Genomic DNA, 23,406 nt, shown 5'->3' with positions numbered 1-23,406 from the left:
CCAAGGGGTTTTTGTATAAGAGACGCGTTATCCCTGCTCGCTGCGATGCCATTCATACAGGCCGATAAAGGCGTTTACTTGATACACCATAGTCTGAATAGCAAAGATATAGTTACCAGACATCAGATTCACAATGAGCCAGACGAAGTTGACGATAATCCACAACCACCAATTAAATGAATAACGCAGAATCATAGCTGCCTGAGCGGTAATAGAAAGCACAAAGGCAATCACATTAATCCAAAAGAAAGAGATAAATCCCAAAAATAGACTACTATCATCCTGTACGACCGCATAACCATAGCTTGCTAATAAGTCATTTACCGTAGGGAATAGTGCAAGTCCAACGATGATGAAGGCAGCGGTAATCAACCAAACAGCTTTACTTGCTGATTTAGGTATCATGTCGCCATCAGGATCGGTGTGCTTCGACCAATAAAAAATACCGTAAACATGGGTAAAAAAGTTAAATAATGGAGCAAGCATTAAGCCTACTGCACCAGACGTTGCCTGTACGATAACCTCCCCTGCGGTTGCCCCCATACCAAAGCCATTGCCCATGACATTTTTGCGAAATGACAGCGAGACTACGCAAACCAAACCAATGAACGAGACCGCTAAATAAAACCAGTCAAGCGTGGTATGGTCGGTGGTGAGCCAAAAACCTGCGGACAAGGCAATGACCCCGCAAATAAACCAAATGATAATCCATTGCATCGCCCATTTTCCGGTGATGTTGTCCAATAGCTGAATACGCATCGCTTTTCCCCTAAAGTAAATATTGATATCAACATAGTGCTAACTGTCATGTATTAGTTAAATAACGTGTGCTAGTGAATAAATTATTATAAATATGCTCAGTACAGTTTATGATTTTTTGCCATAGATATATTGATCGATTAATAATAGTGCTTGCTGGTAGCGAGCATCATAGTCGGGCTGATCGATCATATGCGGCGTAATATCGTGACGCGCAAAAATATCTATCAAACGCTGCTCAAAGCGTCCACGAGCTTCAGGCGTACCCAAAGATCGCATACCATCATCAACCCATGGCGTATTGTTATCTAACATAATGGTGTGGTCTAAACGAAACTCATCAATACAAGCAGCCACAAAGGGATGCGTGCGACCCTCATACTCTTCACAAAATGCTTGCGTAGTGACAAAGTCAGTATCAACGATGGTGATAGGGGCCGTTGCATTGGCTTTAGCATCACGTATTGCCTGAGCATGGTCGAGACAAATAGGGCCATAATCACTGTACTGTAATCCAACCTCGCTACCACCCAAATCCGTACCGACATACAGACGACCCATTTCTAGGGCAAAGCTGGCACCATAATAATTGGCAAGCTTATGTACCAGCGTTGTCTTGCCTGAGCTTTCACCGCCGACGATAGCGACAGTCTTGGTATAGTCGACGCGCGCTTGTGGATGAAGTGCTGACCAATGTGCAACGGGATCACGCGCAATCGCATAAGAGTCAAACTCCGGCTGTAGCGGCGTAGTAACGACTGGCAAAAGCAGCTGCTCTTGTATGTCATTGCGAGTGAGCGGATGGTTGTCCGCTATAAACAATACAGTCTCTGCTGGTAGTGATAAGGCATCCATTAAGCGTTGTAATTTGGCATTACTAGCAGCGACATCGATACTGACTTCATCGCTAGTGCTATACAGATGCTCGTGCAGCGGTAGCTCAATCTCATGGGTAGTATGAATATGAATAAATGGCAAGTCGGCACAGGCCATCTGTAGCCAACGCGCTTTGTCTTGTAAGGTAATGGTAAAATCTGGATGCGGCGATGGATGCGCCATAATAACGATATGCAAGGTTTTGGCTTGTCCTGCTGCATCCAATATGCTGCGCATCTGCCCTAAGTGCAGGGGCTCAAAATGTCCAATCATCAATCCAGTGTCGTACATAATTATCCTTATTATTTTTTTATTCTAATCTCAGTGTTCCATGTCTATTCCAAAAAATATGGCTGATGCTGTCTAAGTTAAATGATCCAAACTAGACATCTATCAAGATCCAAAGTAGAAATCTATTAAGAATAGTAATACCAACCACGTTACTTACTTTTAATCTTCTTCGTAAAGGTATTTTTATCTAATAGTTGAGCAGTGTCCTAGTTTTCATCATAGAACATCTGAAAAACCTAAGTTGCTAATCAGCATGGTATAAAGGTTTTGGATGATTTGCAGGTGAGTTATTGTAAAAATAAGGTATATCGAACGTACAAGGAATCGCACGTTTTTTAATTGAGAATTTTTTAACTGAGTAAAATTGGTTAGCTAAAATATTATTCAGACTATCAAAAGTTTGACTCAATTTTAGCGTTATAAAGCGAGCTTATCTCTTTGATTAAATTAAAAATAACGAGATACGTGAAGCTAAATTGCAAGGTTATAGCAACAAAGGCGGTTTTGAAACATTTTGAAATAACTATTTAAAATCAGGGGCTTGCATGGTGCTATGACAGATTAGGGTAAGCTTGAGTAGCATAAACTCACAAAGTACTGCTATACCTTCAACAGATAAATCCTGAATTATTGATATACTGATTCGTAAGTTAGCAAAGCAAGATAATGTTTTAGCTAAATATGTAAGACTGTTAGAAAAATAGAATAAAAAATAAACAAGAATAGAAACTAGAGAGGTATTTGATTTGGCTAAGTTAGCAAAATTACATCGCTCACCAAACAATCGCATGATAGCAGGTGTGATGGGTGGCATTGCAGAGTATGCTGGTTGGTCGCCAACATGGGTGAGAGTATTATTTGTAATAATCTCATCATTAAGCGCAGCAGTACCAGGCATTTTGATTTATATCATCCTATGGATAATTATGCCAAAAGCTAATAATCAGTCTTATCAATAGTGGGAGCCTGATAGTTATCTTTAAAATTAGTTTTTTTGAACCAGTTAAAGAGTTAAGTTTAAGTTAGACGTAGTTGTTAAAAACAGTAAACCTCCAAAAAATAAAAAGCCTGATCAATCAGGATGCCCAAGATACAATTTTCCTCCTGCCCGAATGCTAGCGCATTTGGGTATTTTTTTATTCATTATATTAGTGCGACTTCTATGATGATTTACCTGAAAATACGCTATACAACCGAAGTTTTGTGCGCACTATGCAAATTTAGTTGATGTAAATATGGATAAAATAGTCAATTTTTAGTAAGGTGAGCAGGCAGATAGAGTCGTTGCCGAATAGGTCGCGCGAGCGCTATCAGAGATTTATTTAATAATACTCATTTCACAGTGGCTTTACTATGAAAACCGAAACTATGACATCCCAAGCGATAACCCCGATGACACAAGATAAAGACTCTCAACCGATGACTTTTCAAGATTTAATCTTAACTTTGCAAAATTATTGGGCCGATAAAGGCTGCGTTGTATTGCAGCCTTACGACATGGAAGTCGGTGCAGGTACTTTTCATACCGCGACGTTTTTGCGCTCGTTAGGTCCTGAGCGTTGGAATGCAGCCTATGTACAACCATCACGTCGTCCTACTGACGGGCGCTATGGTGATAACCCGAACCGCCTGCAGCATTATTATCAGTTCCAAGTCGTGCTAAAGCCGAATCCACCGAACATCCAAGAGCTGTATTTGGACTCACTACGAGCCATTGGTATTGATCCATTGGTGCATGACGTGCGCTTTGTAGAAGACAACTGGGAATCGCCAACGCTTGGTGCGTGGGGATTGGGTTGGGAGATCTGGTTAAACGGTATGGAAGTCACGCAGTTCACGTACTTCCAGCAAGTTGGCGGTATCGAGTGCTTCCCAGTCACTGGCGAAATCACTTACGGACTTGAGCGTTTGGCCATGTATGTACAGGGCGTCGATAGCGTTTATGATTTGGTCTGGGCAGACGGTGAGTTTGGCCGTGTCACATATGGCGATGTCTTTCATCAAAACGAAGTCGAGCAGTCTACCTACAACTTTGAGCACGCTGATGTGCCAATGATGGGTGAGATGTTTGATTTTTACGAGCAACAAGCCGACAAATTGGTCGATGCAGGATTGCCGTTGCCCGCTTATGAAATGGTATTAAAAGCATCTCATGCGTTTAACTTACTTGATGCACGCGGCGCTATTTCAGTGACTGAGCGTCAGCGTTTTATCCTACGTGTGCGTACGCTTGCTCGTAAGGTTGCTTTTGGTTATGTCGAAGCTCGTGCCAAATTGGGCTTCCCATTGGCTGATGAAGAGCATCGCCAAGCCGCACTTGATAAGTATTTGCCAAAAGAAGACGTGGCAGCAGACAGCTTAGCAGCAGACGGCATAGCAAAAGAAACTACTGACACTAACCAATCTACTAACGATAAATAGGAGCATCCCATGAGTACTATTCTATTTGAACTGGGGTGTGAAGAGCTACCTCCAAAGAGCCTAAAACCATTACGTGATGCGCTACAAGCCAGTGTTACTGAGCAATTAACTGCAGCAGATATTACCTTTGATAGTATCAAAGCCTTTGCTGCTCCGCGCCGTTTGGCAATTCAGATTCAAGGTATTAGCGATAAGCAGCCAGATCGTACTGAGCAAAAACGCGGACCAGCGATTAAAGCGGCATTTGACGCAGAGGGTAATCCAACACGTGCGGCCATGGGTTTTGCCAAAGGCTTAGGTATTGAAGCCAGCGAGCTTACGACGATCAAAACCGACAAAGGTGACTATGTTGGTTTTGAGCAGACTATCCGTGGTCAAGCGACCACTGAGCTACTGCCTGCAATTTTTCAAACTGCACTAGATAATCTGCCGATTGCTAAGCGTATGCGCTCAGGCGCTAGCCGTAACGAGTTTGTACGTCCAGTACAGTGGGCAGTATTGATGCAGGATGATACTGTCATCGATGCCACTATCCAAGGTCATCAGACTGGTACGCAAACGCGTGGTCATCGCTTCCATAGCCCTGATTATCACAGTATTGCTCATGCCAATGATTATGAAGAATTACTAAGTGGTCTAAAAGTAGTAGCAGATTTTGATAAGCGTCAAATGCTGATCAAAAACCAAGTCAAAGCATTGGCAGATGAAGTTAATTCTGATGCCATCGTACCGCAAGATTTGTTAGATGAAGTCACCGCATTGGTCGACTTCCCAATTGCGCTAAGAGCAAGCTTTGAAGCGCGCTTTTTACAAGTACCGCAAGAAGCGCTTATCTCGACCATGCAAGCGGATCAAAAATATTTCTGCTTAACCGATAAAACTGGCAAATTGCAGCCGTATTTCATTTTTATTACCAATATTGAATCAAAAGATCCTAACCAGATTATTGAAGGTAATGAAAAAGTTGTACGTCCACGTTTGGCTGATGCAGAGTTTTTCTTCTTGCAAGATCAAAAGCAGCCATTGTTTGCGCTCACAGAAAGCCTAAAAAATCGCGTATTCCAAGACAAACTGGGTACGATTTGGGAGAAGTCTGAGCGTATTGCTAAGCTTGCTGCGTTTATCGCCACGTTGATGCAGCAGCAGGGCATTGATATTAGTATTGATGAAGCAGTACGTGCAGGCATTTTGTCTAAAGCAGATTTGGCCAGCTCGCTCGTTGGCGAATACCCTGAATTACAAGGTATCGCAGGTACGTATTATGCGCGTCTAAATGATGAGCCTGAAGCGGTCGCCGCCAGTTTGGAAGAGCAGTATCTGCCGAAATTCAGTGGCGATGTATTACCACAGACACCAATTGGCATTTGCTTAGCGTTAGCTGATCGTTTGGATACGTTGGTTGGTATTTTTGCGATTGACCAAGCACCAACGGGTTCAAAGGATCCATTTAGCTTACGTCGTTCTGCTATTGGCATCTTGCGCATTTTAATCGAAAAGCAGCTCCCGATTAACCTGGTTGCGCTCGTTGAGCAAGCGATTAAAGGCTATAGTGATGCTGAAGGTAGTAAGATTGCCAAAATGGGTGATACTTTTACCCAAGTCATGGCATTCCTAAACTCGCGCTATCGTGCGATGTATACAGAGCAGGGCGTTAGTGTCGATACGATTCAAGCAGTGCAAGCGATCAACCCGCATATGCCGCTTGATTTTGATCAGCGTATCCGTGCAGTGCAAGCATTTAGCGAGCTGTCACAAGCGTCGATGTTGGCTGATTCAAACAAACGCGTTGCTAACATATTGGCCAAGTCAGAAGTGAGCGTTGCTGATACAGTCGATGAGGCACTACTGTCTGAACCTGCTGAGCAAAACTTATATGCAAATGTGCAGCAAGCACAGACAGTGGTACAACCACTGCTGGAGCAAGCGGACTATACGCAAGTATTGCAAACGCTGGCTAGCTTAGATGAGCCGTTGACCCAGTTCTTTGATCAAGTAATGGTCAACAGTGAAGATGCTGCGCTTAAAAACAATCGCTTGGCATTGCTAAAACAAGTTCGTGCCTTGTTCTTGACGGTAGCTGATATCAGCGAGCTACAGCTGTAATCCTACTAAAAGCTGATTGTTATTTTTATTTGATTATTGCTTTAACCTGACGGTTACTTTTGATAAAAAACCTGGCTTATCATGGCCAGGTTTTTTGTTATGGAGTTGACTGGTTTACTTATACAGTTATCCGTTAGATATAACCAGTCAGTTAGCGCAATTAGCAATTAAACGGTAAAGGCATTGTACTATCGCTATTATTGACGGTAAAATTTATGCTATCAAGACTTGTTAAATAATCTTATTTAGTAGATTTCATTATTTCTCACGTTTACCCCTAATCGAAGGAGCACTGCCGTGTTTGCTGTTATTATTGTCATCCTTATTATCTGGGCTTCAATGTGGGCTTTTTATAAGTTTATGTACCCGCGTGCACCTAAGAGTATGATGCCAAAAGAAGGGGATGTGACCACTCCGCGTCAGTGTAATTTCTGTGGCAACAGCTTGGCTGAATATCGCGGTGTACTTGAAACCAAATCAAATACTGCTATCGATGGCAATGTTGAAGCGAACCAAGAATTGTTCTTTTGCAATTATGAACATCAGGCAGACTTTCACGCAGGCAAGACCTACACGCCTTATGCATAAATAGATAAATAATTGACCATAAAAAAGCGCCTAACTTTATTAACTAGGCGCTTATATGTTTAATACAATACGATGCATCTACAGAATAGAATGAGCATCCTTCATAATTTTATTGAGCAATACCTCAGACTGTTTGTCTTTCTGCAAGCGATCTTCATCACTTCTTTGATTGGCATGGATTTTTTCATACAAGTTTAAGCAGCACAGTACCAGTATGCTTTCTTGACTGAGGCTTGGCGCGTCTCTTTTTAGATCGAGCGCATAGTTGTTGATATACGAAACCGCTGACAGTAGCTCTTCTTGCTCATGTACTGGACAAAAAATTGGATAAGTAACCCCAGCAATTGCAATATCAACTTTTTTGATTTGTGGTTCTGGCGCTTTAGGTGTTTTGGTATTAGATTGTGCCATGGCGCTTGATATATTTGATGCTGCTGGTGTCGTTTTTTGCGCTGGTACTGGCGCACTTGGCGCTTGAGTATTTTTTGGTTGTTTTTCTATCGATTTGCTTTGGTCATCGGTCATGATAAATCCTACAATGTCTGGTCAGTGAAATGAGTGATATCAGATTTTACAAATAGCATTGGGCAGTTTAATAAGCAGTACGTCTTTGCTATCTGCTACAAGAAAACGTTAGCCTTCTGCTTGATCGATACGGGTTAGGCGCTGTAATACGACTTGCGTACGCTCGGCTGCCAATTGGTTCTTTTTTTGCAGTTCACTGTTTTGTTGTTTGATATCGCTATACTGCTGCTTTAGCTCATTATTGTGTTGTTGCAGCTCGCTGTTTTGTTGTTGTAATTGGCTAATCTGTTTTTGCAGTTTGTCTTGTTCTTCACCGATCATATGGTGCGCTTCTGCAAGACTTTGATAGCGCTTGTCGAGATCGTTCAGTTGTTTTTTGGCACCGTCACGTTCGTTATGACTGTTATCTAATTTGGTTTTTAGTGCGGCAAATTCTTTTGAATCAGTAACAGGATGTTGTTTTAAGCTGCTAAGTTCAGCACTGACAAGCTGATACTGTTTTTTGATGTCGAGTACCATTTTTTCTAATATTCTAAGTTGATCATACATAGTCAGTTTTTATCCTTAACAAGTAAGCGTGAATGAATTTTGTTCGCTGCATTTAATAATGCCATAGGTGACCGCATAATATCTATATCAACAAAGTAATTACAAGCATCAGGCTTTGTCTTTTCACTTTTATTTATCGATGATTTGTCCATGACATTTTATCGCGACTATTTTTATTTTATGAGCAATAATCAATTACTAGGACATCTATTATGAATGATAATATCTCTGGCTGGAATACTTGGCTGACCGCGTTTGATGATTGGACTGACGTGTCTATCAGCGAAGTGCATGGCATGATGACAGGGCTTATGACGGCTTGTAATGCGCCCGACGAAGCAACTTGGGCTAAGGTGTTTGAAGAGCTCAGCTTTGCCCCGCTACCAGAGCCTGCATTGACCTTGCTGACAGAAGAAGCGGAAGACATCGTGTTTCAGCTAAAAGACAAAGATGATGCCTACGCGTATATGCCGCTCATTCCAGATGATGAACATGATTTATACGAGCGCGTGATGGCGTTGAAACAGTGGGCAAACGGTTTTATGACCGGTTTTGGTATTACCGATTGTGGTTTGACCAGTGAAGAAAACGAGATGCTATCTGATTTGGCTAAGATTGGCGCAATTCGTCTCGAAGATGATGAAGATTTTGAAGGTGGGGAAGAGTCTTATCTTTATATCTATGAATTTGCTCGTATGGTCCCCGTAAGCTTTGCCACGCGTAAACGCAAGGCTGTAAAAGATATCGCGCTCATCGCGGGTTTATCTATCGATGCCAAAACAACCAAAGAGCTACAGGCAGAAGGTAAGCTACCAAAACCAATGCCGCCAGTGGTTGATGTGATGAACCATAACAATCCATCGTAAGGCAGCTCTGATACATCATAGTTCTGAAAATTGTAGTAAGGATATTTTATGATCCAAAATAACAGTAGTAATAGCGATAATGTTGATAGTAGCAGCGATGTCCAGCTGAAAAATGCTGAGCACCCTACTCAGAGCCTCGATTGGCTAACACGTCTCATCGCCTTTGATACAGTCAGTCGTCACTCTAATTTGGCTTTGATTAACGATGTAAAGTCATACTGTGAGCAGATGGGTTTGACGGTAGATTTGACCTTTAATGAAGCTAAAACCAAAGCTAACTTGTTTGTGACTGTACCAGCTGGTGAAAACGCTGATATTATCAATAACGGTCTGGTCTTATCAGGTCATACCGACGTTGTGCCAGTTGATGGGCAAGCGTGGTCTTCAGAGCCATTTACCGCGACGATACGTGGTGATAAGCTATATGGTCGCGGTGCGTGTGATATGAAGGGCTTTATCGCTTGTGCACTAACGGTATTGCCGCAAGCCGTGCAGTTATCGAATAGCGGTCAGCTACGTCGTCCGTTGCATTTGGCATTGTCGTTTGATGAAGAGGTTGGCTGCTTGGGTGCGCCATTGATTTTGGCAGACCTAAAAGCACGTGGCATCACGCCTGATTATTGTATCGTCGGTGAGCCAACTAACATGGCCATGGTAGTTGCACACAAAGGCATCGCAGTTTATCGTTGCCGTGTACATGGCAAGTCAGCGCATTCGTCATTAATCGCACAGGGTGTCAATGCGATTAGCTACGCTAGCAGATTGGTCGGCTATGTAGATACGCTTGCTGAAGAGCTGAGCGCTCGTGATGATAACGATGCGTTATTTACGGTGCCTTATTCGACATTGTCAGTAGGTACCATACACGGTGGTACAGCGACTAATATCGTGCCCAACCTATGCGAGTTTACTTTTGATTATCGCAACCTGCCGCACATGACGCAAGACGATATACTAGCGCCCATTCAGGTGAAAATCGCTGAACTAAATGCGCAAATGCAAGCGCGTGCGCCAGAGACTGGCATTGAGCTGATGCAAGAAGAAAGCGTCCCAGCAATGACAGATGACGATAGTGCTGAGTTGCAATCATTGATCGCTGCGCTTACAGGAGATGATGAACGTCATAAAGTGGCTTACGCGACTGAAGGCGGTCAGTTTACCAATGCAGGTATTCCAACGATTATCTGTGGCCCTGGTAGTATTGAACAGGCACACAAAGCGGATGAGTATGTGGAGCTTAGCGAAATTGAACGCTGCGATGCGTTCTTAAAGAAGTTGTTAGATAGCTGTACGACTCAGCCGTCCATGCAGTCATAATTATTCAGAAGAAGGCATGTAGTTTCTTTAATGATTTCTACGAGACTTTTTGATATATAGGTATAAGTGACACCGTCTTAATGGCGGTGTTTATTTTTTAGTCGTATAGCCTTTCATATTAGAACCATTTACACATGACAAAGTAGGGGTGGGTTGATGTCTTGGCATCTGTTTGCAGTATTTTTCGCAAGTACGTTTTTTATCTCAGCGACCCCTGGTCCTAATATGCTGTTGGCATTTCAGTATGGCATGAACTATGGCGTCAAACGAACCTTATGGACACTGGCAGGTCTGAGCCTTGGCTTGTTTGTATTACTGCTATCGACACTGCTTGGATTAGACGTAATCAGTCGCCAGTCACCGTGGCTACTGACAATCATTAAAGCCGTGGGTGCGGCATACTTAATCTATTTGGGTATCAGCTCATGGCGCGATGCTGGTGACAGTAGCTTGATGAGTGATGCTAAAGAGTTGAGTGCAGAGGTAGCAGCAGACTATGCTGCTACTGATGGATTGCCTACACCACAGCCGCGCTCACTCTCTAGTGCTGCTACTAAAATAGCGCCGAGCAACACGACCTTGTTTCGTACTGGTATTTGGGTGTCACTATCTAATCCGAAAGCTATCTTGTTCTTTGCGGCCTTTTTCCCTAAATTTATCAATTTTAGTGCGCCACTATGGCCACAATATGTTCTATTGACCATCGGCTTGTTTTTGAGCGAAACGATTTGGCAGATCGTATATACACTAGGTGGCAAAAAGCTAGCAAGTTGGCTCGATGTGGGTAATCGCTTAGCTTGGCTCAATCGTGGATGTGGGGTAATATTTATAATCATTGCTGCCGCTTTATTGGCTGAAGTGATAAATAGTTTTATAGCTTAAAAACTACCGATAAGATTTTGAATCACAGTGATTAATTAAACACACGTTTATTAAATTATTTTCTATACAAGCCAAATTAATTATTGACTTTAATTTTTAAATCGTTATTATTGGCTCATTGATTTATATCGCTTATCTTTCATAAGCGATAAATCATTTCAATCAACTGCTATTGTCTCCCTGACATTAGCCACAACCTATGGAGGAATCATCGTGTCCTATATAACTACCAAGACGTTTTTAAAGATTGAATGTGTAAACCACATGACAGCAATGACACCTTCGAAAAGGTTTGGCTAAATTTTTATATAAGCTATTGAGTGATATCCCATCTATCGATATCAACGAATAGCCTTCTGTATCTACTTGCGCTATCTTTTTTCTAAGTCTACTGTGCCAAATTTGCTCTGCGATCGTGCTAAGCCATATTGCACCTGCTGTTATCTGTTTGCCTAACATTTTTCTTTACCGTTATTGCTAATAAAGCGACTCAGGCTATGATTTAGCTAAAGCTTTCCTATGCGTATAATATTTACGCTGTGGCCGACGGTTCTGATCTATATTATATTTCTTTAAAATGTCCATAATAAATTAACCATGAATTTTTATTGATTTTTTAATTAATAAAAATACGGTTTTTTATTGCCTAAATTTTTTATTTAATATTTATTTTCTTATTAAACATCGTGTTTATTTAAGACGGATAACTGTGTCTTAAAAATATAAATAGGCAAATTAAAAAATACATGGCTTCAAAATAAAAAAATTGGAAAAAATAAATAATGAGCATTCAATTAGTATTAAATAAAAATAGTAAACATGGCGTACCTGTCAAGATTTATACCTCGGATGTTGAGCAAGGCGCCATGCAGCAATTACGTAACTTGGCTCAGCTAGAGTTTGTACATTCGCACATTGCGGTTATGCCTGATGTACACGTTGGCAAAGGCGCAACCGTTGGCAGCGTGATTCCGACCAAGTCTGCCATCATTCCTGCGGCGGTCGGTGTGGATATCGGCTGCGGTATGAACGCAGTACGTTTGTCCCTGACGGCAAGTGATTTGCCTGATAGCTTAAGGTCATTACGTTCAGTAGTGGAACAGCAAGTGCCTGTGGGTTTCAACATGCACAAGCAAATCCAAGCGAAAAACTCCACACTTGATCCATTAGGCAAACGCCTAAAGCCAATTACCGATAAACACCCAGGTTTACTTAAAATGCTTAAAGGTTTTGAGCGTACTTGGGCAAAGCAGTTAGGTACATTGGGCGGTGGTAATCACTTTATTGAGCTGTGCTTGGATGAAAACAATGATGTCTGGGTAATGCTGCATTCTGGCAGTCGCGGTATTGGTAACTGTATCGGTCGTTATTTCATCAACCTTGCCAAAAAAGAACGTCAATCGCGCTTCGGTCATGTGCCAGATCGAGATTTGTCTTACTTTGCCGAAGGGTCTGATAGTTTTGCTGATTATGTCGAAGCAGTGAGCTGGGCGCAGGACTACGCATTAGAGAACCGCCGCGAGATGATGCGTCTCGTCATTAAGTCATTGCAGTCGCCACAAGCGGGGTTGCCTCGATTTCAGCTGACCAAAGAAGCCATCAATTGTCATCATAATTATGTCAATGAAGAGGTGCATTTCGGTGAGCAAGTTTATGTGACGCGTAAAGGTGCGATCAGTGCTTATGCTGGTGAGCTTGGGATTATCCCAGGATCTATGGGCGCAAAATCCTTTATCGTACGTGGTCTTGGCGCAGAAGAATCGTTTTGCTCATGTTCACATGGGGCAGGACGACAGATGAGCCGTGGTAAAGCCATACGAGCGTTCACCATCGACGAGTTAAAGGCGCAGACGGAAGGTGTTGAATGTCGCAAAGACAAAGGCGTCATCGATGAAATACCCGGAGCGTATAAAGACATTGATGAAGTGATGGCCAATCAAAAAGATTTGGTTGAAGTGGTGCATACGCTTAAGCAGGTCATGTGTATTAAAGGCTAACGAATAAAACCATAGCGAGTCACGACAGTTTCAATCGAGCTAAATGTACTAAGTGTACTATTTGCGCTCGATTTCCTAGTCGTGATCCCACTATGCTGTCACTCGAACATATAAAACAGATTTAGAGTTGTTAAAAATATAGGTAACAATATGAGCTTAAAACAAACCTTAAAAAAGGCCAAACAGATTGAACGACAGTTAGAGCAGCAAGCTGAGACAGGTGTGCAACACTCGCTAGGCACAGTCAAGCCGCGCAACTATTTGGCACTGGATCCACTATTAAGAAAAGGTGGTATTCATGAAAAAGAAGATATCGATATCGTCCGAAAAAAACGTCGCCGCGAGACCAAGCAGCAGTTACTGAAGACAGATTGGTTATCAGAATAATGATAGTTAATATTCACCCACAAAAAAGCCGTTCGCTATACTAGTGAACGGCTTTCTTATTCTTACTCAAACTTATAATTTAACCATTATTACCTTAACCGCTATGCCAATACTTCGATTAGCTCACCTTTCACCATGTGCGGACTAACGAAATCAGTAATACGTACGCTCACGAGTTTACCCAATAGCTCATCCATTTTCTCAACATCATGAGGGAACATAACGGTACGAGTGTTATCTGCTGTACCGATTAAGCAATCAGGATGACGATTGGCCACTTGCTCCACCAACACACGTGTCGTGGTGCCGACCATTTCATGCGTTTTCGCTAGCGTTGAGTCAATGATGACTTTTTGGAATTCAGCCAAGCGTTCTTTTTTAGTTTTGAAACTTACATCATCTGGCAACTCAGCGGCTGGCGTGCCTGGCCGCTTAGAGTAGATAAAGCTGTAAGAGTGATCGAAGTTCAACTCTTTCGCCAAGTTCAACGTATCTTGGAAGTCTTGATCGGTCTCACCAGGGAAGCCAATGATAAAGTCACTCGATAAGTGAATATCAGGACGAATGGCTTTAAGCTTATTGATCTGATTGATATACACATCAATCGTATGGTTGCGCTTCATCGCTGCCAAGATAGCGTTTGAGCCACTCTGAACAGGTAAATGTAAGTGTGAAACCAGCTCTGGCAATTGTGCATACGCGTCAATGATATCATCAGTGAATTCTAGCGGATGGCTAGTCGTATAGCGAATACGCTCAACACCGTCGACATGTGATACATAGTGCAGTAGCTCAGCGAAACGGCAAATACTGCCATCGTCTTTTTCGCCGCGATAGCCGTTGACGTTTTGACCCAATAGGTTGATTTCACGGATACCTTGAGCGGCAAGGCTGTCAATCTCAGCCAACACATCATCAAGTGGACGCGATAATTCTTCACCGCGAGTATAAGGCACTACGCAGAATGAGCAATATTTTGAACAGCCTTCCATAATAGAGACAAACGCTTTATAGCCTTCTACTCTTGGCTCTGGCAAAAAGTCAAACTTTTCGATGCTAGGGAACGACACATCAATCGTACCGATACGATTTTTAGGTGCGATTTCACGTTGCTCATTTGATTGGTCGTATAGCTCTGGCAGGCGATGCAAGGTTTGCGGGCCAAATACCATATCGACGTAGGGTGCACGCTTCTGAATATTATCGCCTTCTTGTGAAGCCACACAGCCACCAACACCAATGACGAGGTCAGGGCGTTTTTCTTTTAGTTTGCGCCAGCGACCCAATTCTGAAAAGACTTTCTCTTGCGCTTTTTCGCGGATAGAGCAGGTGTTCATCAGTAGTACATCGGCCTCATCGATATCATGAGTCACTTCCATACCATGTGAGTCGCCTAGCACATCTAGCATTTTGCCAGAGTCATAGACATTCATCTGACAGCCTTGGGTCGTGACAAAGACCTTTTTTGTCGCTGCTTTTTCGACGGGCGCTTGGGCTGAACTTGCTTCTTTGAGTGCAGTGACAGCACGTGCGGTGACAGTCGTCTCAGCAACAGCATCGTCATCGATGCGGGGATTGAATACAGTAACACTCATAAGGATAAGTCCATGATTGACCAAAAATATAGCGGAGTAGCGGATTAACAGGTGGCGTATTTTATCACAACCCTGTGCCAATGTGAAAAATTAGCACGAGCGATGAGGTATCAATATGATAAATAATTCATAGCAGTATCAATTATTTACTGTCGTTCATATTACCATTCATAAAAACTGCGGCTCGTTATCACTTCTATGTTACACCGTGCTGTCCTATTTATTAACAAAAGGTAAAGGAGATAGTTGAAAGCACAATGAGTATAGTATGATGATTGCTATACCCTTGGCGGTACTTAGCGAACCGTTATTCACATATTTATAGAGATATCATAAAGAGAGTCAGTATGACAAAGTTGCGTGTTGCGCATAGCATCAAGGATGAAGAGTCTATCAGTCAAAAACACGCGTCAAAGCGAATCACAGTAGGTACGCTACGGTTGAGCGCGTTGAGCGCGTTGAGCGTGGCAACAGCGGTCAGTGCACTTGGTGTGTCACAAGTCGCTTGTGCCGAGTTGACATGGGGCGATGAGGAAAGCTACCAACAAGAAAGTAACTATCAACAAGATTATCAGCAAGACAGTAGTATTGACTCATTTATGGCGGCCGCTATCGCCGCAGACCGCGGTGATGTGAGTGCGCTCTATAACTATGAGCAAGTCATGAGCGGCGGCTTGTTTGCGATGTATCCGACCTATTGGCGCATGAATTTAGATCTTAATTCACAGAGTTCAGCAGCTGTCTCACAGTTTGTGCGTCAGTATCCAGATACGGTTATGGCTGAAAAATTAGTGGCTGACTTTGCGGAGACCAAGGCAGGATCGAATGATTATGCCTCGGTTAGACAGGTAGCCAATTTGATTACCAATGCCGATGCCAGTGAGCGCTGTGCCGTTGCGCTTGGGTTTAATAATGGCGGTGACACCATGCGTGCTATGGCAGCCAAATCTGATGTATGGCTGACCACCAAAAAGCAACCAGCATTGTGCGATCAGCTAGCGATGGAGATGAATAACAACGCACTAATTAGTAATCAAGATCGTGCGGCTCGTCTCAAGCGTATGCTACGTAAAGGCAAGACAGGCGATATTATGGCATTGTCCTCGCGCCTTGGTACGCCAATTGCTTATTCTGCGCTCAGTGAAATTCAGCTAAACCCGTCTTCTTTCTTTAGCCGTTTTGGTCGTGAGCCTGCAAGCCAAACCAATCAATACCTATATATGTACGCAATCGGCCGTATGGCTGATAAGTCTTATCGTGAGGCGGCGCTACAGTTAGACTTTGATATCAAACAAGACAATCAGCGCGCGGTCAAATTATTAAATGACGAAACGCGACGCTATGCTTATCGTACGCTTGGCGTGCAGCGTATGAATCACAACACTGACGATGGTTTTAACGCTGAAGCAGTGGATTGGTTCCGCAACAGTTTGGACAATGATTTTAATTTTGAAGAAGCTGAAGATTACGCTATGGCAGCGATTCGCTTCAGTCGTTGGGATGATGTGGTAGAAGCTATCTCAAAAATGGATGGCGAAACGCAAAAAGAAGCCCAGTGGCAGTATTGGCTAGCTCGTGCGTATGAGCAGTCAAGCGATAGTAGCAAGCGCAATACGTCTAAAAAAATGTATCAGAACTTAGCAAAAAGTAATGACTATTACGGTCTAATGGCAAAAGATAAAATAGGGCAGCGTTTTGATGCTAGCCGTTTAGGCGGTAGTAATTTGCCTAATGTCAGTACCGCTGACCGCGCGCGCGTCATGCAAGATGCGAATTTTGCTCGTGCGTTTGCGTTATACAACTCTGAGGCCAGTCGTGCTTATGCCAATCGCGAGTGGAACTGGGCGGTGAAGCAAGCTCGTGATAATCGTGATGACAATTTAATTATTGCCGCTGCTCGTCAAGCCTATGATATGGGCTGGCTCGATCGAGCGATTTATGCGGTTGATAATACTGATAGAGTGGATAGCTTAGCACTTTCGCATCCGATGCCGCATCAAAGCGCAGTTGTGCGTTATAGTGAATCAGCGGGTATTGATCCAGCATGGGCGTACGGTATTATGCGTCAAGAAAGCCGTTTCGTATCCTCTGCGCGCTCAAACGTGGGCGCGAGCGGGTTAATGCAAGTCATGCCTGACACCGCAAAATATATCGCTCGCAATCTAGGCGAAACGTATAGTGCGAGCCGTGCCAACAGTGGTGATACTAATATCCGCTATGGTACATGGTATATGGGTGATATCTTGGGTAAGCTAAACTATCAGCCAGTATTGGCAACCGCAGGCTATAACGCTGGACCTAACAATGCCAAACGTTGGCAGCCAGTTTATGGCTCACTTGCCGCAGATCAATATGTAGAGTCGATTGCATTCCCAGAGACACGTAATTATGTCAAACACGTAATGGAAAACGCCACTATCTACAGCAGTCTATTGGGTCGTGGTCAGCCGATTAGTCAGCGTATGGGTACGGTGCCAGCTGGTTTTTAATCACTGAACTTGCATTTGATAAACCACTAATGAGTTATTGTTAGTGGTTTATTTTTATCTGCTGATTTGCTTTACTAGTTGTTAATTGATCAACTTTGCTTTGCCCGAGCAATACTCATCTGGCTAAGATAAATTTCATATTCTTTATCCTTCAGTTCTTTATCAACATTTATCGAGCTTCCTGACGATGTCGTCAACGTTTACGTTTTTGCTATAGATTAAAAAAAACGTTTTGTTACCATTGCCTTAATGGGAAACCCTATTTTTCAGTCTTGTTCTTAGGTCAATGCGTGTTTTATGTATCGCGTCTAATGATTTAAGTTATAGCCTATGTCTTATCATTGCTAACTAACTGCCCTCAGTCCTATGATCAAAAAATATTTTAGTCTGTCTACGTCGCCAAAAACCAAATATTCGTTATCTAATCGGATATGCTTTTTATCGAAGGCAAATACAAAGACAGATACAAACGTAAGCAACAAGGCTGCTAATTCTATGGTGCAATTGCGTGCAGGGTTGGCTAGTAAACACAGTGTAGGTAGTATCAAAGCGACGATGAGCTTCGGCGCTTTACTACTAATACAAGGTGTTGTATTGATGCCAGTACAGGCGGCTAGCACGGTTAAGACTGGTCAGCGCGTATTGATGATCGAGATGACCCCAGCATTATGCAATATGCAGCCGACGAGGGCACGTATGCGCCAGTGTTTAGAAGGTTATTCGTTGACTGTATCTGGTCTGGATATGGGATATGGTGAGCGCTGCGGTCGCGGTAGTGAGCCACGCCTTACACCGCTACAACTAAAAGTCGTCAACCGCATCATGCCTGACACAACGGTACGTAGCCAAACGTGGCAACGTTATGGAGCTTGTAGTCCGCTTAGCGCCAGCAGTTACTTCCGCCAGATTACCAATTATGCAGGTGGATTAAAACTACCAAATGAGCTAAATACTGGTAATAGTTATACTGTTTCTAAATCACGATTTATCAGTCAAATGACTCGCCTCAATAGTGGTATGTCTTCGAATAGTGTGGACCTCATTTGTCAAGAAGGCAGCCGTCGCCAATCGATACTCACTGATATACATGTGTGTTATGAGGGTAGTGATTTTGGCACTTGTCATGACGTTGTAGACAGCTGTGGCAGTAAATTTATCATTTCAGGTGGACGATAGACTTTACTTATTATCTGCTTAGACCTCTTTTTTGATACCGTTTTTCATTTCACTTAGCCCAACCTAATAGTAAAAATTGCCTATTTTGACCATTATATCTACGCATAACGTAGTGAAAATGTGCTTTAGTTATCATGTGATAAAGCCCTCTAGCGCTTTATCCGTAAGCGCTTAGCCTCTGCAGAAATCCTCTCGTATAAAATGTAACAATATAATCCCTGACGGGTCTATGACTGTATCTAGACGGTCACTGCGATGAAGTGCTACACTAGCTCTCGGTTTATACATGCTGCTATGCGGCAAACAAGTCGATATCTAAAATGATAATCGTTCATTAGAATTATCTAATAATTAATTAGGGAGTATTCAATGTCAATGAAACAGCCTTTACGTGTTGCCGTCACTGGTGCCGCTGGTAATATCAGCTACGCGATGCTATTTCGTATTGCATCTGGCGAGATGCTAGGTAAAGATCAGCCAGTTATTTTGCAATTACTTGAAATTACGCCAGCTCTTGACGCCCTAAAGGGTGTGGTCATGGAACTAGAAGACTGTGCATTCCCATTGTTGGCTGGTATCGTCCAAACTGACGATGCTAATGTCGCATTCAAAGATATCGATTATGCTTTACTGGTTGGTGCACGTCCTCGTGGCCCAGGTATGGAGCGTAAAGATTTGCTAGAAGCCAACGCTGCGATTTTCTCAGCACAAGGTAAAGCATTGAACGAAGTCGCTAGTCGTGATGTAAAAGTATTGGTAGTCGGTAACCCTGCCAACACCAATGCACTTATCGCTCAGCGCAATGCACCAGATCTTGATCCACGCAACTTCACTGCAATGACTCGTCTAGACCACAACCGTGCTATGGCACAGTTGGCTGGCAAGACTGACAGCACTGTAAATGACGTGAAGAAAATGATCATCTGGGGCAACCATTCGTCAACTCAGTATCCAGATCTAACCACTTGTACGGTAAACGGCAAGCCTGCGCTAGATTTAGTTGATCGTGAATGGTACGAAGCGACTTATATCCCAGAAGTACAACAGCGCGGTGCTGCGATTATTAAAGCTCGCGGTGCATCATCTGCGGCTTCTGCTGCCAACGCTGCTATCGCACACATGCGTACGTGGGCGCTAGGTACTGATGAAAACGATTGGGTATCTATGGGCGTTTACTCAAACGGCGAATACGGTATTGCTGAAGGTTTGATCTACTCATTCCCATGCACATGCACTAACGGCGACTGGTCTATCGTAGACGGCGTTGACGTATCATCAGATTTCTCTAAAGAGAAAATGGCTGCCACTGAGCAAGAGCTTAGCGAAGAGCGTGATGCAGTAGCACATTTACTACCGTAAATCTAAGCTGCTATCCAGTAAGCTATGATTTAAGTAGTAAAGATAAGTAGTACAAAAAAGCCCTCTTAAATATGAGGGCTTTTTTTATGTCTATAAGAAATAGGCAGATGAGAGCAATTTAATCATCATTTTGAACGAATAAAATCAGTTTACCGTTAATACAATTGATAACGTTAGATAAACGTTGATTAACAGCTATTAAAATAAAGCTTGCTACAATGAATATGTCAATTTGAATAATAAGCACATTAAACAATAAGTACGGCCATATTCGTACCATTTAAGGAGAAAGTTATGTTGGGTGAACCAGAATACAGTATGAATGAGTTATTTGCTCAGTTAGGTCTAGATAGCTCTGATGAAGCAATTGATAACTTTATCGCAGAAAACCAATTAGCTAGTGAAGAAAAACTGACAGAGGCTAGCATTTGGACAGATAATCAGCGTATGTTCCTACAGGAAGAGTGGCAAAAAGATGCAGCATGGGTAGAAACCATTGATGAGCTAAATGTCCGTTTACATCCTGACGCATAAAGATTTATAAACATATTTGAAAAACCCCGCGATAGTCTTAATAACGCGGGGTTTTTTATGTCTGGACTAACACTAAATTTTAAATTTGCTTGTCGCGCCACTCAAGTAAGTCGGCGACATCTTGATGAATACCGGCTTTTAATGCTTCTAATCCATCATAGCGACGCTCACCATGCAAGAAGTGTAGGAAACGTACGTGTAAGTTCAGTCCGTATAAATCAGCTTGCAACTGCGGAAAGTGGACTTCTAGTCGCCAGTCATCACCTTTATCAACAGAAGGTCTTTTGCCAATATTAGCCGTGCCGAACAAACTATGTGGACGCAAGCCGGCAACACCTGTATGACCGTCGGTGGCAAGCGCAGTCAAACCATTAGCTATCACATTACCATTGTCATCTAAGCTCACCACGTCAACTGCAAAAATACCATGTAGGGCAGGTTTTATTCGTTGCAAATCGATATTTGCGGTAGGGAAGTCTATTGTTCGACCTATCTGGTCGCCGCGCACAACCACTCCTGTGATTGCATAGTCACGACCAAGTAACCTATTGGCCGCCTGAAGATCACCTGCCAATAGTAAATCACGAACCCGAGTAGAGCTGATACGGGCAGCGTCGTTATCGGTCGTATCAATACTGTCGCTATCAACAATGTCGCTATCAGTATTACTATCAGTGACCGTATGCAGGTTGGTCACATCCAAACCATAATCACGCAAAAACTGACTGTCGCCAGTACGATCATGGCCAAAGCGAAAGTCATCGCCCAGCACCAATGCTTTTACGTTCAAACGCTTGGCTACTATATCGGCAAATGCTTGTGCTGATAGCGAGCGAAACTCTGTATCAAAACCTGCTACGATCAATGTCTCAACGCCATATTCTGCTAGCAGTGCTTGCTTCTCTGCCAGATTGGTCAAACGTGCAGGCGCTTTAGCAGGTGCAAAAAACTCACGTGGCTGCGGCTCAAATATCATGACCGCCGCACCCAAGTTTTGGGTATGTGCAATCTCACGAACTTGGGCTAGCATGGCTTGATGACCAAGGTGCACACCGTCGAAATTACCGATAGTGAGCACGCAAGATGCCAACTCTACTGGGACAGTGTCCGTAGATGAGGTGTGTGGCGACGAAATCAGTTGCTCAAGAAAATAGGTTTTCATAAGTTTTCAGCTATGATGAGACCAAATAAAAAACGAAAAAACACATCTATGCTTAAAATTGATGTGTCTAAAACCAGCCATTATAAAGTAAAATAGCCACACTAACATCCTATAGTCTACGTGTAATGCAAGTATGGCACGTAGGGTAGCTATTCTTTATTGCCAATGATGCTAATACCAATCCTAACAACAATCTCGACAACGATGGAGATCTTATGTCTGCTGCTGCCTTAAATACTATACCAACCGAACTATCGACATATCAGCTCACCGATCAGTTCGTTGTGCAGCGTGCAGGTAAAGAAGATTTAGCAGAAGTTTTAGCCATTTATAATCAAAGCATACCGGGCAAACAAGCAACAGCCAATCTTGCATTGGTTACGCTAGAGGAACGTGCCGCTTGGTTTGAGGAACATTTGGATAGCGCAACCAGACCGATATATGTGGTCAAGGCATTACCATCAGATGACGTGGATCAAACAAAGGAACCGATAGTCGCATGGGGCAGCTTTAGTGATTTGTACGCACGTACGGCCTATCATATCAGTACCGAGATTAGCATTTATCTAAATCAAGATTATCAGGGCAAAGGGTTAGGCAGTTTGCTGACCCGTTGGATGTTGACGCAAGCACCACGCCTAGGTATTCGAAATGTCATTGCCCTTGTCTTTGCTCATAACCATCCAAGCTTAGGATTATTCCGTAAGCTTGGCTTTGAACAATGGGGCTATATGCCCGAAGTCTGCGATATGGAAGGGTTTATCGCTGATGTTGTGATGCTTGGCAAAGCAGTCACGTCAGAAGATATTTTAGATAAAGCGTCTGAAACAATTTAATTTAAAACGCTCTAACCCAAAATCTTCCATTGACCTTCTATCTTCTGTAGCTGGTAGGTCAGTGGTGCAGGTTCGCTCTGTCCTTTTAGCATCAGCTCGCCAGTGATGGTGGCACGAGTTTTATCATCGTTGTATTTGGTATCAGTAATCGTAACGCCATCCACCGTTTGCTGAAACGCAGACTGGGTATTGGCAAGCTCTTCTTCGAAGTTTGCCATATCAACTTGGTAATATGACGCCGCATCCTTTACGTCACCGTAATATAAGCTGTTTAAGGCTTGCTTGACAATATCCTCTGGAGTACCGGCTTGAGTTGGATTGGTTACTAGGCTTTTTTGTTCGGCCGCATCAGTAACTGGATTAATATTGTCACTATCAATCGCTGTCTTATCTTCAGTGCCATCTGTAATTTCACCTGCTTCGCTACCACGGTCATCGGTCATCGTTTGGTCAGTCGTATCATTGTCTAATGTGACGTCTTCTGAGGTATCAACGGTCGCTGCCACATCTTCATTCTCGGTAGCAGTTTCAGCCGACTCATTATTGCTACAACCGCTAATAAGTAATCCAGTGCTTAGTACACCAGTTGCTAGCAAAATTGGTAAGCGCTGAAAGATTGGCTGTTTCGTTGTCATATTAAACCTCAAATGTCATGTATTCATTAGTGATCTATTATGACAATTATTAGCAGCGA

At 43.0% G+C, this 23,406-nt stretch carries 21 protein-coding genes; 14 read left to right on the top strand and 7 right to left on the bottom strand.

Going from position 1 to position 23,406, the window contains the following annotated elements; genetic code table 11:
* Positions 1-27: 27 nt before the first annotated feature.
* A complete protein-coding gene (pnuC, locus tag ACQKCP_RS10325) occupies positions 28-759 on the bottom strand; it encodes a nicotinamide riboside transporter PnuC (RefSeq protein ID WP_238052837.1) in 732 nt (243 codons plus the stop codon).
* A gap of 108 nt (positions 760-867) precedes the next feature.
* Positions 868-1,926 (bottom strand): multifunctional transcriptional regulator/nicotinamide-nucleotide adenylyltransferase/ribosylnicotinamide kinase NadR, encoded by a 1,059-nt coding sequence (gene nadR, locus ACQKCP_RS10320; RefSeq protein WP_427612258.1) that lies wholly within the window; start codon positions 1,924-1,926, stop codon positions 868-870.
* A 746-nt stretch (positions 1,927-2,672) separates the two neighbouring features.
* Between nadR and ACQKCP_RS10315 the strand changes: the two genes are divergently transcribed.
* The 4 genes from ACQKCP_RS10315 to ACQKCP_RS10300 all read left to right on the top strand — a co-directional run bounded on the left by ACQKCP_RS10315 (position 2,673) and on the right by ACQKCP_RS10300 (position 7,038).
* Positions 2,673-2,885, top strand: coding sequence for a PspC domain-containing protein (locus ACQKCP_RS10315; protein WP_238052839.1), 213 nt, complete (start codon positions 2,673-2,675; stop codon positions 2,883-2,885).
* A 460-nt stretch (positions 2,886-3,345) separates the two neighbouring features.
* Positions 3,346-4,347 (top strand): glycine--tRNA ligase subunit alpha, encoded by a 1,002-nt coding sequence (gene glyQ / locus ACQKCP_RS10310; protein WP_427612359.1) that lies wholly within the window; start codon positions 3,346-3,348, stop codon positions 4,345-4,347.
* 9 nt (positions 4,348-4,356) lie between these two features.
* Positions 4,357-6,450 (top strand): glycine--tRNA ligase subunit beta, encoded by a 2,094-nt coding sequence (glyS, locus tag ACQKCP_RS10305; protein WP_427612257.1) that lies wholly within the window; start codon positions 4,357-4,359, stop codon positions 6,448-6,450.
* A gap of 297 nt (positions 6,451-6,747) precedes the next feature.
* Positions 6,748-7,038 carry a hypothetical protein gene (locus ACQKCP_RS10300; protein WP_427612256.1) on the top strand — a complete coding sequence of 97 codons (291 nt, stop codon included), beginning with the start codon at positions 6,748-6,750 and terminating at the stop codon, positions 7,036-7,038.
* A 78-nt stretch (positions 7,039-7,116) separates the two neighbouring features.
* Here the strand turns inward: ACQKCP_RS10300 and ACQKCP_RS10295 are convergent, their stop codons facing one another.
* Together ACQKCP_RS10295 and ACQKCP_RS10290 are read right to left on the bottom strand one after the other, a co-directional pair.
* Positions 7,117-7,563 (bottom strand): cell division protein ZapA, encoded by a 447-nt coding sequence (locus ACQKCP_RS10295; RefSeq protein WP_427612255.1) that lies wholly within the window; start codon positions 7,561-7,563, stop codon positions 7,117-7,119.
* A gap of 108 nt (positions 7,564-7,671) precedes the next feature.
* On the bottom strand, positions 7,672-8,112 hold the full coding sequence (locus ACQKCP_RS10290; protein ID WP_057761479.1) for a hypothetical protein: 441 nt from the start codon (positions 8,110-8,112) through the stop codon (positions 7,672-7,674).
* Positions 8,113-8,324: 212 nt separating this feature from the next.
* On the opposite strand from ACQKCP_RS10290, the gene ACQKCP_RS10285 reads away from it, so the two are divergent.
* From ACQKCP_RS10285 to ACQKCP_RS10265, 5 genes are all read left to right on the top strand, one after another.
* Positions 8,325-8,978, top strand: a complete 654-nt coding sequence (locus ACQKCP_RS10285; RefSeq protein WP_057761477.1) for a UPF0149 family protein — start codon at positions 8,325-8,327, stop codon at positions 8,976-8,978.
* 48 nt (positions 8,979-9,026) lie between these two features.
* Positions 9,027-10,295, top strand: coding sequence for an acetylornithine deacetylase (gene argE, locus ACQKCP_RS10280; protein WP_427612254.1), 1,269 nt, complete (start codon positions 9,027-9,029; stop codon positions 10,293-10,295).
* A 156-nt stretch (positions 10,296-10,451) separates the two neighbouring features.
* Positions 10,452-11,177, top strand: a complete 726-nt coding sequence (locus ACQKCP_RS10275; RefSeq protein ID WP_427612253.1) for a LysE family translocator — start codon at positions 10,452-10,454, stop codon at positions 11,175-11,177.
* A 782-nt stretch (positions 11,178-11,959) separates the two neighbouring features.
* Positions 11,960-13,174 carry an RtcB family protein gene (locus ACQKCP_RS10270; protein WP_427612252.1) on the top strand — a complete coding sequence of 405 codons (1,215 nt, stop codon included), beginning with the start codon at positions 11,960-11,962 and terminating at the stop codon, positions 13,172-13,174.
* A gap of 150 nt (positions 13,175-13,324) precedes the next feature.
* The gene (locus ACQKCP_RS10265) at positions 13,325-13,561 is read left to right on the top strand and encodes a hypothetical protein (RefSeq protein WP_427612251.1); all 237 of its coding nucleotides are present in this window, start codon (positions 13,325-13,327) and stop codon (positions 13,559-13,561) included.
* A 101-nt stretch (positions 13,562-13,662) separates the two neighbouring features.
* Here ACQKCP_RS10265 and miaB read toward each other — a convergent pair whose 3' ends face one another.
* Positions 13,663-15,156 (bottom strand): tRNA (N6-isopentenyl adenosine(37)-C2)-methylthiotransferase MiaB, encoded by a 1,494-nt coding sequence (gene miaB / locus ACQKCP_RS10260; RefSeq protein ID WP_191114172.1) that lies wholly within the window; start codon positions 15,154-15,156, stop codon positions 13,663-13,665.
* A 347-nt stretch (positions 15,157-15,503) separates the two neighbouring features.
* Between miaB and ACQKCP_RS10255 the strand changes: the two genes are divergently transcribed.
* From ACQKCP_RS10255 to ACQKCP_RS10240, 4 genes are all read left to right on the top strand, one after another.
* Positions 15,504-17,645, top strand: coding sequence for a transglycosylase SLT domain-containing protein (locus ACQKCP_RS10255; protein ID WP_427612250.1), 2,142 nt, complete (start codon positions 15,504-15,506; stop codon positions 17,643-17,645).
* Between the two features lie 495 nt (positions 17,646-18,140).
* Complete coding sequence (locus tag ACQKCP_RS10250) at positions 18,141-18,821, top strand: ribonuclease T2 (RefSeq protein ID WP_427612249.1); 681 nt, start codon at positions 18,141-18,143, stop codon at positions 18,819-18,821.
* A gap of 369 nt (positions 18,822-19,190) precedes the next feature.
* Positions 19,191-20,180, top strand: coding sequence for a malate dehydrogenase (locus ACQKCP_RS10245; RefSeq protein WP_201568741.1), 990 nt, complete (start codon positions 19,191-19,193; stop codon positions 20,178-20,180).
* 294 nt (positions 20,181-20,474) lie between these two features.
* Positions 20,475-20,714 carry a DUF2789 domain-containing protein gene (locus ACQKCP_RS10240; RefSeq protein ID WP_160022359.1) on the top strand — a complete coding sequence of 80 codons (240 nt, stop codon included), beginning with the start codon at positions 20,475-20,477 and terminating at the stop codon, positions 20,712-20,714.
* Positions 20,715-20,793: 79 nt separating this feature from the next.
* On the opposite strand, the gene ribF is transcribed toward ACQKCP_RS10240, so the two are convergent.
* On the bottom strand, positions 20,794-21,876 hold the full coding sequence (gene ribF, locus ACQKCP_RS10235; RefSeq protein ID WP_427612248.1) for a riboflavin biosynthesis protein RibF: 1,083 nt from the start codon (positions 21,874-21,876) through the stop codon (positions 20,794-20,796).
* A 215-nt stretch (positions 21,877-22,091) separates the two neighbouring features.
* Here ribF and ACQKCP_RS10230 point away from each other — a divergent pair, with 215 nt between their 5' ends.
* Positions 22,092-22,712, top strand: a complete 621-nt coding sequence (locus ACQKCP_RS10230; protein WP_427612247.1) for an N-acetyltransferase family protein — start codon at positions 22,092-22,094, stop codon at positions 22,710-22,712.
* Positions 22,713-22,723: 11 nt separating this feature from the next.
* Here the strand turns inward: ACQKCP_RS10230 and ACQKCP_RS10225 are convergent, their stop codons facing one another.
* Positions 22,724-23,347 carry a hypothetical protein gene (locus ACQKCP_RS10225; RefSeq protein WP_427612246.1) on the bottom strand — a complete coding sequence of 208 codons (624 nt, stop codon included), beginning with the start codon at positions 23,345-23,347 and terminating at the stop codon, positions 22,724-22,726.
* Positions 23,348-23,406 lie beyond the last annotated feature (59 nt).

Origin of the sequence: Psychrobacter sp. NPDC078631, from assembly GCF_050268165.1 — a bacterium.
Classification (GTDB): Bacteria; Pseudomonadota; Gammaproteobacteria; order Pseudomonadales; family Moraxellaceae; genus Psychrobacter.
Note: the sequence above shows the minus strand (reverse complement) of the source record. Positions and strands in the feature narration are given on the sequence as shown.